This is a genomic window from Enterovibrio qingdaonensis, assembly GCF_028683135.1.
Taxonomy (GTDB): domain Bacteria; phylum Pseudomonadota; class Gammaproteobacteria; order Enterobacterales; family Vibrionaceae; genus Enterovibrio; species Enterovibrio qingdaonensis.
The window spans coordinates 565,882-579,600 of sequence record NZ_JAJUBB010000001.1 but is presented as its reverse complement, the minus strand read 5'-3'; the positions used below and the strand labels follow the sequence as shown (position 1 = coordinate 579,600).

General features: G+C 45.6%; 13 protein-coding genes. 5 read left to right on the top strand and 8 right to left on the bottom strand.

The window, feature by feature from the left end; translation table 11 throughout:
* Positions 1 to 4 precede the first annotated feature (4 nt).
* Both LRP49_RS02540 and LRP49_RS02535 read right to left on the bottom strand, forming a co-directional pair.
* Entirely contained in the window at positions 5 to 958 is a 954-nt protein-coding gene (locus LRP49_RS02540; protein ID WP_274139975.1) for a sensor domain-containing diguanylate cyclase, read from the bottom strand.
* Between the two features lie 159 nt (positions 959 to 1,117).
* On the bottom strand, positions 1,118 to 3,079 hold the full coding sequence (locus tag LRP49_RS02535) for a methyl-accepting chemotaxis protein (RefSeq protein WP_274139973.1): 1,962 nt from the start codon (positions 3,077 to 3,079) through the stop codon (positions 1,118 to 1,120).
* 320 nt (positions 3,080 to 3,399) lie between these two features.
* On the opposite strand from LRP49_RS02535, the gene LRP49_RS02530 reads away from it, so the two are divergent.
* Complete coding sequence (locus LRP49_RS02530; RefSeq protein WP_274139972.1) at positions 3,400 to 3,720, top strand: hypothetical protein; 321 nt, start codon at positions 3,400 to 3,402, stop codon at positions 3,718 to 3,720.
* 92 nt (positions 3,721 to 3,812) lie between these two features.
* On the opposite strand, the gene LRP49_RS02525 is transcribed toward LRP49_RS02530, so the two are convergent.
* Positions 3,813 to 4,091, bottom strand: coding sequence for a hypothetical protein (locus tag LRP49_RS02525; protein WP_274139971.1), 279 nt, complete (start codon positions 4,089 to 4,091; stop codon positions 3,813 to 3,815).
* A gap of 201 nt (positions 4,092 to 4,292) precedes the next feature.
* Between LRP49_RS02525 and LRP49_RS02520 the strand changes: the two genes are divergently transcribed.
* A complete protein-coding gene (locus tag LRP49_RS02520; RefSeq protein ID WP_274139970.1) occupies positions 4,293 to 5,102 on the top strand; it encodes an alpha/beta fold hydrolase in 810 nt (269 codons plus the stop codon).
* Between the two features lie 108 nt (positions 5,103 to 5,210).
* Positions 5,211 to 5,477: a hypothetical protein gene (locus tag LRP49_RS02515; RefSeq protein WP_274139969.1), complete on the top strand. Its 267-nt coding sequence runs from the start codon at positions 5,211 to 5,213 to the stop codon at positions 5,475 to 5,477.
* 59 nt (positions 5,478 to 5,536) lie between these two features.
* Here LRP49_RS02515 and LRP49_RS02510 read toward each other — a convergent pair whose 3' ends face one another.
* The 5 genes from LRP49_RS02510 to LRP49_RS02490 form a co-directional block, all read right to left on the bottom strand.
* Positions 5,537 to 6,223, bottom strand: coding sequence for a substrate-binding periplasmic protein (locus LRP49_RS02510; RefSeq protein WP_274139968.1), 687 nt, complete (start codon positions 6,221 to 6,223; stop codon positions 5,537 to 5,539).
* A gap of 179 nt (positions 6,224 to 6,402) precedes the next feature.
* Entirely contained in the window at positions 6,403 to 7,446 is a 1,044-nt protein-coding gene (locus LRP49_RS02505) for an endonuclease/exonuclease/phosphatase family protein (RefSeq protein ID WP_337992935.1), read from the bottom strand.
* 100 nt (positions 7,447 to 7,546) lie between these two features.
* Positions 7,547 to 8,806 carry a quaternary amine ABC transporter ATP-binding protein gene (locus tag LRP49_RS02500; RefSeq protein WP_274139966.1) on the bottom strand — a complete coding sequence of 420 codons (1,260 nt, stop codon included), beginning with the start codon at positions 8,804 to 8,806 and terminating at the stop codon, positions 7,547 to 7,549.
* On the bottom strand, positions 8,799 to 9,698 hold the full coding sequence (locus LRP49_RS02495) for an ABC transporter permease (RefSeq protein WP_274139964.1): 900 nt from the start codon (positions 9,696 to 9,698) through the stop codon (positions 8,799 to 8,801). The genes LRP49_RS02500 and LRP49_RS02495 overlap by 8 nt, the downstream gene beginning before the upstream one ends.
* Positions 9,699 to 9,864: 166 nt before the next feature.
* Positions 9,865 to 10,857 (bottom strand): ABC transporter substrate-binding protein, encoded by a 993-nt coding sequence (locus LRP49_RS02490; protein WP_274139963.1) that lies wholly within the window; start codon positions 10,855 to 10,857, stop codon positions 9,865 to 9,867.
* A 460-nt stretch (positions 10,858 to 11,317) separates the two neighbouring features.
* Between LRP49_RS02490 and LRP49_RS02485 the strand changes: the two genes are divergently transcribed.
* On the top strand, positions 11,318 to 12,061 hold the full coding sequence (locus tag LRP49_RS02485) for a response regulator transcription factor (RefSeq protein WP_274139962.1): 744 nt from the start codon (positions 11,318 to 11,320) through the stop codon (positions 12,059 to 12,061).
* A gap of 18 nt (positions 12,062 to 12,079) precedes the next feature.
* Positions 12,080 to 13,714, top strand: coding sequence for a sensor histidine kinase (locus LRP49_RS02480; RefSeq protein WP_274139961.1), 1,635 nt, complete (start codon positions 12,080 to 12,082; stop codon positions 13,712 to 13,714).
* Positions 13,715 to 13,719: the final 5 nt, after the last annotated feature.

Below are 13,719 nucleotides of genomic sequence, written 5' to 3'. Positions count from 1 at the left end.
AACGCTAATTTTTCGATTGGGACGCAAGGGATTTAGCCAGGTTCAGTAGAGAGTGGTAGTCATAATCTCCGTCTAATTCAACGCCCGACACCCCAACATGGTAATTGAGCATATAGGGAAGGCGTTTTTCCGAAGAGTACCTTTCGACTCTTTCTTTAAATCGTTTTAAGATCTCTTGTGTGTTCGAGATGGGTGTGTTGTTGAGTAAGACTGCAAACCGATCACAATCAAGACGGGCTATTACGTCAGATTCTCTAAATCCAAACCTAAGCAACTCAGCAAAGAAAATCAGTGCATTGTCCCCTTCTTTTAATCCATACAACTGGTTAATGCTTTTTAGGCCACGGACGTCAAAGTAGGCGATTGTTGCGGGTGCATTTAATCTCTCACACATATTCAGGCTGTTTTGAGACAACACCCAAAACCCTTGTTCGTTTAGCAGGCCTGTAAGTTGGTCCTGTGTGGTGAACTGCATTGCCATGAGTTCTCGTTCTGCTAAATCCGCAATATCTTTTAAGCTGCTAATGTCGTCGTCGTCAAAGGTACGCGGTTGATCATCAATCAGGCTAAGCGTGCCCAATACAGACCCATTAGCATGATGCAGCGGATAACCAGCATAGAACTTAATGTTGGGTAAGCCTGTGACATAAGGGTTGTCAAAAAATCGCGGATCTTTATCTGCATTTGCGACGATCAATGGGCTGTCGTTGAGTATCGTGTGTCCGCAAAAAGATAAGTCCCTGGGGATGTTTTCTGCCCAATTATCACCTGAGGATGATTTTACCCACTGGCGATTTTTGTCAATAAAGCTGATGAGTGCGAATTTAGTCGCAAACATTTGCCGAGCCAAACGCGTGAGACGGTCAAAACGCTCTTCTTCACTGGTATCGAGGATATTTAAGTGTTTTAACGCTTTTAGTCTTATCTCTTCATTGGGCGGAAACAAGGGCGATTTCATACTTATTCCAATTTAATCAGCTGCTGTTATTACTATAGCGGTAGGTGTAAGGGTTTGCAGAAAGAGACAATTTTGCTTGGAGCTTGGAGCTTGGAGCTTGGAGCTTGGAGCGATGGGGCGTAGGGACACCCCATCTGATAGGTTTGCGCTGTCAGATTATTACAATGCCTGAGGCGTAGCCTGTTGAGCCGCGAAGTTGCTAAGGCCGCTTGCACCTGCTTTGCTCGAGGTATTGTTACCCGCAAATGTTTTGACCAATGCATCTAATTCTTTAGAGAGAGCTTCGATGGTATTGGCAGACTGATGTGAGTTTCTCGCCGCATCGGCGGTTTCTCCAGCCAAATCGGCGATAACAATGATGTTTCTATCCACACTTTCTGTCACAACAGTTTGTTCTTCAGATGCGGTGGCAATCTGCATGTTTTGCCCTGCAATGTTTTCGATTTGATCGACCATGCGCACTATGACTGATGCGCCTTCGAGGGCTTGATTTACGCTGCGAGAGGCCATCTCGCTGCTTTGCGTCATGACCTCAACACTCCGCTTAATCCCTTGCTGGAGCTGTTCAATAATATTGGTAATTTCATCGGTAGATTGGTGTGTTTTCATGGCGAGTTCGCGCACTTGATCTGCAACAACAGCAAACCCTCGGCCTTGATCGCCTGCTCGCGCCGCTTCTATTGCTGCATTGAGTGCGAGTAAGTTTGTTTGCTCGGTAATGGAGCGAATAACATCAATGACGGAGCCGATCTCCTCACTGTCACTATTTAACTGCTGCATGTTTTGACTGGCCGATTGCATGCTTTCGGAGAGTTCGTTTGCTTGGGTGGATGTTTCAGTGTTTACGTTTCGTCCTGTTTGTGCAGATTGCTGCAGTTCGTTAGCAACACTGGCAGCCTGTGCAACGCTTTGTGCAATGTCTTTACTCGTTGCTGTCATTTCATTCATTGCTGTTGCAACTGATTCTGATTCGGCACGTTGCTTCTCTGCATTTTCAGCAGTTTTTTGTGCCAATGAATAACTGTGGTGCGCATTACTTGTTAGTTCACTAGAGATGCTGCCGATTTTCTCCATTGTGGACTGTAGGTTACTGATGAAGGTGTTGAAATGAAGTGCGAGCTGAGAAAGCTCATCGTTACCGGGCAAATTCATGCGGACATCAAGAGACGTGTTGCCACTGGCGATTTTGTGCATTAACTGATTGGCAGTCGAGACTTTTTTTGTCACGTGGTGTGAAATCAGCAGGATAGTAAAACAGAGGATTGTGGCTAAGATGGCTCCAACCAAAATCAGCTGTGTCGTGACGCTGGATTCTCGTGCTTTTATCGATGCCACAAGATCTTGACTCAATGTTTTCATCTGCGCTTCGGTTTCGCGCACGGATGCCCGCAAGCTTCCGTGAAGACCATCTTGAGGTGTTAGACCAATATCGGATAGGCCTTGAGCTAACGCATTGAATGCTAATTGGTAATCTTTTAATGCGGATTCCATAATGAGGCGATTACTCGCGGGCATATCGCTGCTAGCAATGGAAGATTCTACCCCTGCCAATTGCGCATTAAATGCGTTGATGTATTTTTCGTCTGAACGCAGCAAAAAGTCTTTTTCATGCCTTCTTAGCATCAACAATTGTTTGTAAATACCGTCATCTTCGATGCGCTGTATTTCTTTTTCAATGCGATGTGAAGCATCTCTTGCAGCCCCTTGCAGACCTTTGTCATGTGATACGCCAACAGTAAGACGTTGTTCGATTAAGGCATCAAAGTCATATTTATACTTATTTAATTTATCAAGCATTGCTTGGACATCAGATTTTTTCTCCATTTGAAGCGAATTCAATATTGCACTAGCCGACGATAGTCTGTTGGTCAGTGCAGAGAATTCCTGTTCAAATTTCCCTTTATATTTGGTGTCGTTTCTCGCCATAAAGTCTTTTTCATGGCGACGAAGCATTAACACGGAAGTTTGGCTTTTCAATATGTCCATCGACGCCGTATCGAGTTTATTCAACTGCGAAAATGAGGTGTGAAACGTGGCGGCAAAAACAACGACAGAGAAAAGAATGAGAACAGCAACACTGGCTAGCTGTGCCTTAATGGTTTTGGGCAAGAAGTGGTGCATGGACGCTCCTGATGTCAATGTTATAGGTCGACGGAAAATGAAATTGTTGGTTTTTACATACACTGATTGTCTTTAATATAGGTCAATATTGATTTTGTTCGCGATTAATGTTGCAAAAATATTTCAATTCATGATTCGGGTACGATAAAGGTCACAATTAACGGTATATCGCACTGTTAATTAAGAAAAAAGGCATGTTTTTTTATGTGGTTATAGCTGAAGAAGTATTCGCGTCGTTTGGAGGAATCTATATTCGCGCCTACGCTTAAAAAGTAGTGAAAGCTTATTGCTTTGCTTCAATTCTAATAAGGAGAAGCACTGTGAAAAATTTTATGTCCACGTTGATTGCAACTGTCTTTTGTGCGCCATCTTTTGCAGTTTCAGTCGAGTCCAATATTGAATTGAATATTACTTCTGTAGAACAAGGCTTTTGGGTGAGTGTGTCACAGTTAGGTACACCCGTTGAGGGTGTTAAGCTGTCTCTTGCGAACGAACAGGGGAGTTATACAACACCTGAAAACGGAGTGGTATTCATTCCCACAGACAGTGTAAGTACACGCAGCGGCCGTTTGTCGGCAACGTTTGAAGATGGGACAGAGCTATCTAAGCGAGTGATGCTTTTGAGTGACGACAAAAGCTAACGAACGCTGTGACGGCGTTGACGTTATACCCAATCAACCTGAATTCAAGCATCTTCAAGTTGTTTGGGTATAACCGGCCAAATGGCAGGTTTTTAATAAAAACGTTTGTTTGCGGCATAGCATTGCTCAAACCCATCAGCCCATCCATTGGCATAGCGTATGTCTTTGAACATGCGTTCCCTGTCTTGACGAAAGCCATCTCGGTGAGTTTGTGCTGAGGTGACTTTGCTGTGGCAGCCGTCGTCATAGCCTTCCAAATAGGGAGTGGCGAAGCCGAGATCCGCGAGAGCATCGTGGCGCGTTTGTGAGCATCCCACTAATACAACGACGCTCAACAGGAACAATACTTTGGTGTTGCGTTGGGTTGTCATGCCATACATCCTCTTACTGACATGCATATAGGCTACAACTCTGCAGAGTGTATGTGTTGTCTCAAAACCAATTCAGTATGTTAAGTCTCCTTAACAATACAAATGTCATCAAAATCTTCTTGGTTAACGTTATTTATTAGGCTGATGTACGGTCTCTGAATACAGGAAGCGTGATAAAAAAGTGGAGGGACGGGGAAGGACATGTGGCGATTGAGAAATGTAGGTATCTTGCTAATCACCATGTTGGGCTTGCAAACGGCGTGCGCAGAAACACCTAAAGCCCTTACCGAACTGCCAGTGCCGATCAAGCAAGGCGGCAACAGTAGTTCTCCGATACGGGTGATATTCATTCATGGTTCGCCGGGCAGTAAAGAAGCCTATGACGACTATCTCCAACACCATGCGTTGCAGCTTCTCGATTTGGTGTCTGTAGACAGATTGGGGTTTGGTGAATCGGGCTCAGACGTTGAAACCTCTCTCCACCGTCAGGCAGAAGCGATTGTTCCACTGCTTGAGAACAGCGAAAAGCGAACGTTTTTGGTCGGACACTCGTTGGGCGGTCCAATTGCATTACAAGTTGCGTTATTGGTTCCTGAAAAAGTGAGCGGGTTGCTACTTATCGCCTCAGCGTTTGACCCTGTGTTAGAGGACCCAAAGTGGTACAACTATTTGGCCGATACCATGGTGGCGAAATGGGTACTGCCTGAAGACATGAATCGTTCCAATGAAGAAATGATGGTGTTGGAAGGGGAGTTGGAGAAGCTTTCAGAGCAAAATTGGGAAACCTTGAACATGCCGATAGTTTTGGTTCATGGTGAAGAGGATGACATTGCTGATCCGCGCAATTCTGTTTTTGCTAAACAGAAATTGGATGGGGCTGAGCTCAAGTTGTTACCGAATGAAGGGCACTTCGTTCTTTGGCAAAATGTGACGATTTTGGTGAATGAAATCAATGCTCTTATCAATCAGTCGCTAACTTATCAGGAAGAGCAGCCTAAAACTGGAATGTAAAATTCTGTAAAGCAGGGTTGAAAAAGCAGTGTCGAAGGCGCATTTTAGTTGGGACGAGCAAATATAGCGCAATGAAGCCAACACGATTTTAATCCACGGGGAATCGACATGAGACAAATCCTAATCGGTGCGATGACACTTATTTTAGGCTTCTTCACGCTTGTATTTGCAACGGTACTTGGACTGTTTGTTTCTCTATGTGCTTTGATTGCGAAGCCTTTTGTGATGAAGAAAATACGTAGAATGCAAGAGGAACAGGCTGGCATTTATCAGCAGGAACATTCACAAGCGGAACAAACACCGTTTGGTAAGAAACACGATCATCAAGGTCAAACCATTGACGGCGATTACCAAGACATTACTGACCGTCGCTAGTCAAACGCCGTTAAGCCTCAGAATGTAAAAAACGCCAGTTCAGACTGGCGTTTTCTCTATTATGGCGTGAAGGGGAAGCGCTCCCATTCATATTCATCAAACAGACGTTTTATTTCACCTGTTCTCAGCAGCTTTTCGAATTGCTTGTCATAGATTCTACGCAACTCATTACCTCGCGGAGAATCCGAAAAAGCAGGATATAAACGCAGATCCTTTACAATCGAAATGGCGAGATTTTTGCTTTCTAGATTATCTTCGTCAAGCTCTTCCAATATTTCATCATGGGCATCTAAAAGCGCATCAATGCGATCTGAAGCCAGCAGAGACAGGCCTTGGCGGCGAGACTTTACTTCGCGCTTGTTAAGCTCAGTTTCCAAGTATTCGTCATAGTCGTATCCTTTAATCCAGGCGACCGTTTTCCCTTTTAAACTTGCCTCTCCTTGCCAGCTATTGATCACACTTGGTTTGTATACAGCGGCGACTTGCTCAGCGTCGAAATGCCATTTGGGGTATAAAACACGTTCTTGTTCGTCTATATATGATCCTAAAAAGATGTCCATCTTCTTTGACTGAACCAGTTTGACGCTGCGCGAGTAGGTTGTGGTTTGTGTCTTCACCGAGTAACCCAGCGGTTCAAAAACACGGCGCATGATTTCAAAGTAAAGTCCGCTGCCGTCTTTTTCCGTCGCATCAACCCAGAGTTCACTGATGACGGTTATCTCCCTTTGAGGCACCGTTTGCGCCAAGGTAAATCCGGGCAAAATCAGCGAAATGGTAATTAGCAGCAGTTTTGCGCATTCCCAGCATTTTAATAAACGATACATGATGGTGTTCCCCATATAGATCGCCACGTTCGCGTTCTATTGTTTATAAGAAATTAACCTCACAATACTGCTTTGTAGAAGGTCTTATTGAGCGAAGCTCGTTACTGTCTCAATGTTATGGTTACACAGATAATCGCATGATCACTGGAGTAGGTATCTTGATCAAACTTGGGGTCGACAAGGTGTTTATCCTCACAATGAAAATCCCCGACTTCTGCGATGCTAGCGGGATCTGTGCTGTTGAACTCATTGGATAAAAGAATGTAATCAAGCACAGAGCCCTTGGCGTGAAAGTAGTGTGTCGAAGGCCTGATCAAACCGGTTTCTCCGACGCTTTTTACGTAAAGCTCCCAACTGTCATGCAGTTGGTAGTGAGACAGAGGCATGTCTGCCATGTCTTCGGTGATGGTGCGGAGACTGTTTACATGAAAAGCGCGTAAAACGTCTGAATTCAGATCATCATTAAAATCTCCCATCAATATCGCTGGATTGTTTGTATGGGAGCGTCTTTCAATGATTGACGCCATTAAATGGCATGCCTCTGAACCGCGCTGGATGGAGGACGCCCAAGAGCCAGCAATTTCCTCTCTCATCGTGTCGTGGAGTGTTTTCTTTTCCGGGTTTGGTTTTTCGTCGGTGATGGGACGTTTAGATTTCAAGTGCACAACGTAAACATCAGTTTGACCGATAGACGGAAGCTCTAACGTCGCGAACAGCGGCAAGCGGCTGTACTCAAAGTCTTCATTTAAGCCTAATTTAACAGAAAGTTCTGGGTCGGCCCTTAGAGGCAGCGCGCTTAGAATAGGGTAGCGTGATGCAAGGCAAACCACTGGGCTTTTATAGATGTATTCGTCTAAAGGTTCTGGCTCGTCCACCACAGAGAAAAAGCGATATCCAAGCGGTTCTAATAATGAACGTAAGGTATTGGCACTGAACACTTCCTGAAACGCTATAATATCAGGCTCGTAACTTCCGATATAACGGTTCAGCCATGCACGTTTCTGGTGCCATTGGTCTTCGCTGTAGATATTACTGAATTCGTAATACGCACCCGGCGGCTCGATAAAATTAAACAAGTTTATCGTTGCCAGCTTTAGGCCAAAGGCACTATGTGCGTAGGAGCTTTTGCTATTCGTTGCAAACACACGCATGTCTCAGGAATGATAAGTCTTACGTTAGTATAGCGAAGAGTGGCGTAACGGATGGGAAAGAAAAAGCGCTTCTTGACGAAGCGCTCTTAAGATTTTAAGCGGATGCTTTCATTTCGTCGGACTTGCCTTTCGTTGAGTCGGAGTCATTGCTGACCGCAGACTGGTCACTCAATACTTCGGCAAGGTTTGCTCTAGACAATTCACCTTGCAATTCGCCTGCGTCATCCAATACAGGAAGCGGCAGCTCATGCTCTAAGGTGTCTGGAATGACTTGCTCAAGCAGCGCGTCAGATTGGATACCTGGTACACTTTCTAGCACGGAGTCATCAATGGCATCGTCATGGCGAGATGCTTCCACAGACTCAAGCTTGTCTCGGCACAAGGCACCTTGATAGCCATCGTCATTCATGTAGTAACCGTGTTGGGCTTTCGCCTGACGCATTTGAGCAATCGCTTCGCCGACAGTTTCTGCGCTAATGCGCAGGCTTTGTGGCTTCATGACAGTATCAACGGTCAGTGCACGCGCGCGGTTCACATCTTTAACGAATGCTTCGACATAATCATCAGCAGGGTTGAGAAGAATGTCGACTGGACGCCCTTGCTGTACCAACTTACCATCACGCAAGATGGCAATGCGATCGCCTAAGCGAAGGGCTTCGTCCAAGTCATGCGTGATAAAGATAATGGTTTTGTGAAGCTTCTCCTGAAGTCCAATCAGTTGGTCTTGCATTTCACTTCGGATCAATGGGTCAAGCGCAGAAAACGCTTCATCCATCAATAGAATTTCAGCATCCGTACACAGCGCACGGGCTAGTCCCACACGTTGTTGCTGGCCGCCAGACAGTTGAGACGGGTATTGTTTCTCATAACCGCCAAGACCAACCGTATCTAACCAGTCAGTCGCTTTTTGTTCGCGCTCCACTTTATCTACGCCTTGAACGTGCAAACCGTATGCGACGTTTTGAAGCACAGTGCGATGCGGCATGAGACCAAAGCGCTGAAATACCATCGACATCTTATGGCGGCGGAAGTCCTGAAGGCCTTTGTCATCCAACTTCATGACATCTTCACCTTCAACAATGATCTGGCCTTCAGTTGGCTCGATCAAGCGGTTGAAGTGTCGGATTAGCGTCGATTTACCTGAACCCGACAACCCCATAATGACGAAGATTTCACCACGATCGATATCGAGATTGATGTCTTGGAGGCCTACGGTGTGCCCCGTGTCTGCGAGAATATCGTCCTTAGACTTCCCCGCTTTTACGTCCGGCAACACTTTTGCAGGTGTGTTGCCAAAGATTTTGTAAAGACCCTTGATTTGAATTAGCGGCGTGCTGTTTTCTGCGTTACTCATTGTGGCCTCCGCACAAATGCTGTTGTGTACGCTTCGCATAACTTTGTGATACACGGTCGAAGATGATCGCCAAGGCTACGATGGCAAGTCCATTAATCAGGCCCAAGGTGAAGTATTGATTGGTGATGGATTTGAGAACAGGTTGACCCAAACCTTTCACACCGATCATCGATGCGATAACAACCATCGCCAGAGCCATCATGATGGTTTGGTTGATGCCCGCCATGATTGTTGGCATCGCTAATGGTAGCTGAACACCAAATAAACGCTGCATCGGGCTTGCGCCGTAAGCAGTAGCGGCCTCAAGGACTTCTTTATCAACGAGCCGTATCCCAAGGTTTGTAAGTCGTATGACGGGCGGAATGGCATAAATTACCACCGCGATGACGCCAGGAATTTTACCGATACCAAGCAGCATAACGACAGGAATGAGGTAGACGAATGCGGGCATGGTTTGCATGACATCAAGCATTGGCGTTACTGTCGATTGGACTCGGTTTGATCTCGCCATTGCAATACCGATGGGTATGCCAAGGAATATAGCGAGCATGGTACATACCAAGATAATACTCATGGTACGCATGGTGTCTTCCCACATGCCAAAGTAGCCAATGGCGAGGAAAGATAAGATGACGGCAACAGCAAGTTTCCAAGAGCGGCTGGCGACGTATGAGACCCCTGCAAGAATCGCAATCATTAGCCACCAAGGGGTGCCTAACAGTAGCTTTTCAAACCAGATGAGAAATTGAAGAAGGGGATCAAAAAATGATTCGATGGTTTCACCATAGTTTCGTGAAAACTCACGATAAGCGCCATCGAGTGTTTTGCGAATCGTCAGGAGATCTGAACGAGACATCTCCGGAAATTCGGTCAGCCAAGAATTGTCAGCCATAACAGTACTGCGTCCTCTGCGTCCTTAATTATTAAAACTATACACCCTTGTACTAAGGGTCTTACGTAACCTTATTTAAGACATAGCTAAGATAGGTCACAAAATAATTATCGTTATATTGAAAATGGCGGGCTGAGAAACACAACCCGCCGCTTTGGGAGAGGCGTTACAGCGCAGCTTTCACTTTAGTAGCGACTTCTGGGCTTACCCATTGACCCCAGATATCTTCGTGATTCTCAAGGAAGTGTTGTGCGGCGATTTCACCATCGGCCTGATTCTCTTCCATCCATGCAAGCAAACTATTTAATTGTGCATTAGTGAAAGAGCGTGTAGATAAATAGTTCACGGCTTCTGGAGAGCGGCCTGCAAAGCTTTCAGTGATAACGGTATCAACTGCTGATGGTGGATACATGGTCACTTTAGGCTCCAAACATTCTGCACTGGTGGTACAGCTTTTGAAGTGTTCTTCATCAACACCCGAGCCAAAATCGACTTTCACCATTTCATATTTACCGAGAACGGCTGTTGGTGCCCAGTAGTAACCAAACCAACCTTCACCTCGCTCGTAGGCTTTGGCAATTGAGCCTGACAAGCCAGCGCCTGAACCTGGATCAATCAGTTCAAAACCAGCATCACCTAAGCCCATTGCGCTAAATAGGTTGCCAGAGGAAATTTGACAGTTCCAACCCGCTGGACAGCCGTAGAATGCTGACTTAGATGGATCTTCTGGGTGTTCAAACAGCTCACGGTTGGCCACAATGCCTTCAATTGTCGCGAGTTCGGGTTTCTTATCTACTAAGTACTTAGGTACCCAAAAACCTTCTTCACCACCATCGGAAAGAACAGCACCAGTGAAACGAAGGCGACCTTCTTCTACACCACGATCCAGTGCAGCTTTAAGTGAATTACTCCAAAGCTCAGGTGCAACATCAGGCTCACCCTTTTCGATCATGGATGTACCCGTTGGCATCGTGTCGCCTGGAACCAATTCAGCATCGCAGTTATAGCCTTCTGCGAGGATAAAGCGGTCAACGTTAGCGATGAGGCTTGCGGAGTTCCAGTTCATATCCGCGATTGTTACCTTGCCACATTCTGAAGCCAAGCTTGTCATAGGAGCGGACGCCAGCAACAGCAACGACGTGGTTAAAAGTTTTTTCATGGAAGTTCCCTCTCATTAAAAATAGCCACGATGAATGAATACAGGTCTAATCATTTTCTTCGGTGACTTTCTACTACGTAAAACATCAAAAAGTGGTTTAACTGTCTGATTGTTTTAAGCGCAATAGAATTAATGATAACAAATCCGCATCACAATTTCCCTCTTGATGTTACATTTTGAAATTGAATTGCTTCGCGTTCTAAGTAAATGGTTGGGGTGTGATGAATGGGCGACTACCAGTAAGTGACTGATTTTTAAATATATCCAAACGCTCTATATATAAGGAGTTTCATACGTTTTAGCTATAAAGAAATTTTTCAATCCGTCTGAGAAATAAGAATTTGATTACATGAGAGAGAAAGAGGGGACTTTGTGCATTTCAAGCCGAGATTGGTGAAAGAAGGTTGGGCTCCTAAGGTTCTTACACACTGTCAATAACGACTCTTATTGTGGTGATGCTATGTCTCAAACAGTTCTGGTGTTGGAAGATGATGCGGATATTTCTGATCTTATTGCGCTTCATTTGAAAGTCATGGGGTTTGATGTTTTGAAAGGCGCATCGCTGCAAGAGGGGTTTGAAATACTTAATAGCTGCATGGTGGACGCCATCGTTTTAGACCGAGGGTTAGAGGATGGTGATGGGGTCGTGCTATGCCAACAGCTTCGCCGCCAGCAGAAAGGTTTGCCTATTCTTATTTTGACGGCGATGGACACCGAAACGGACATGGTTGAGGGGTTTGAATCAGGGGCTGATGACTATTTGGCGAAACCGTTTAGCGTGATTGAGTTTCAGGCCCGAGTTCGCGCTTTGTTACGTCGTATCACGCACCATCAATGGTCGGTTGATACACCTAGCGTGAATCCTGTTGAACCAGTGAATTCACCCTCGGCAATGATTTTTAAGCATCTGGAAATTTGCCAGGAAACCCATTGCGTCACGCTAGACGGCATTTCGATTGACCTAACACCCACCGAATTTTCCTTGTTGTGTTGCCTTGCAAAGCGCCCTGACCGTGTTTTTAGCAAAGATGAGCTTTTGAGCCGTGTGTGGAACACCGATTATGATGGTTATCGGCATACCGTTTGTTGTGCCGTGAACCGATTAAGGAGCAAATTGGAGAGCCGACCCAATGTGCCAAAATACATCCATACTGTTTGGGGAGTAGGGTATAAGTTCCGTGAGTCTGCCCCGATGAAGCATTAAGGGTTGAGGAGGTTGCGCTTGGCGTTTAAGCATCGATTGTTGTTGTTCACGTCGGTTTGGTTTCTCGTGAGTGCAGCGATATTGACCTTGTTGAGTGTTAGCGTTTGGGAAGAAAATGAGCTTCGCACACAGCAGTCGCTTCACAGAGAACTTGCTGTACATATGCGAGACGACAACCCGCTGATGGTGGGTGATGACTATAGCCCCAATGCGTTGTCTTCGATTTTCCATACGCTGATGTTGTTGGGACCTGATTTTGAAATTTACTTCTTAGACCCTGACGGCAATATTACGACGTCCGGCCCCCCAATTGACGATGTGCTTCAACCGCAGATCGATACAACGCCGATCAAACAATTCTTAGCAGGGCAACCTTTTCCAATTTTGGGAGAGGATCCGCTCATGCCCGGTAGAAAAAAGGTCTTTTCAGCAGCGCAAATCGACGTAGGTGAAGACATTGCAGGTTACCTGTATGTGGTGATTGGCAGTCAACAGCGAATAGCGTTAGACGACCCGACGTCTCTCTTGCAATACATACCCGTTGTTGCAGGTGCCTTGATCGCCATTTTGTTTTTTGCCTTAGTGGTCTATCGCATGGTCTACAGGCAGATTATTTCACCGGGTAAGATGATGGTGAAACAAATAGAAGACGCCGCTTTATCAGAGTTTAGGATCACCCCTCCTCTTCAGTTCAACGCGGCAGAATTGCAAGAGTTAGCGGCGCAATATCGACGCATGATGGCGATTATTCAACAACAGTTCATTCAACTTCGGGTACAGGAAGCGCAGCGAAGAGAACACTTGGTGCAGTTAAGTCATGATTTAAAAACGCCACTTGCGAATATTCTTGGTTATCTCGAAACGTGGCGCATTCAGCACAAAGAAGGCCAAGGAATGATTGATACGGCGTATCACAATGCGCTCAGACTCCAACAGCGCCTTAACGAACAGTTAGAAGCGGCGCGCTCACCGTCTGCAAAAGTTGTACTTTCCTATCAGGGCATAGGGGTGCTGGCGTTGCTTACTGAGGTGAAAAAGCGATTCGATTTATCGTTGACCCAAAAACAGATAGAAATGTCGATTATTGCCGATCCTAAGCTTGCGATAATGGCCGACGAGCAACTAATAAATCGGGTGTTTGATAATTTGATCGAGAACGCTGTGCGTCATAGTCCTGCGCAAAGTAAGATTAAAATTGAAGGTAAACGTAAAGGTTCGACACGGATTGTCTTTCAAATCCAAAACAGCATAGATCAACACAGTACGTCAGGCTCACTCGGTATGGGGACGAAAATTGTTGAAGCGATATTAAGCCTTCATCAAACTACGTTGCATGTTGCCGTCAAAAATTCGGTATTTCTGGTGACATTTGAGTTATCAGCAAACACCCTTGGCGTAACGCCGATTCAAGATATTCCACAGGAATTGGAAGAGGATACCCCTCCCTTAACATCACATCTTCCACATGTTCATGCTCAACGCTTCAAAAAAGAAGAGGGTGATAAGTTGGATAACTCAGAGACGTTGCATGTGTTTGCTCAAGATAAAGAGGGGAAAAAGGGAGAGCCACTGCCTTCGTTTAACGCACATGGCGTTGCGTCGGTAAAAACGCCTGAAGATGATGAAACATCGAACTCAGAAACCAAAGAATGATGTGG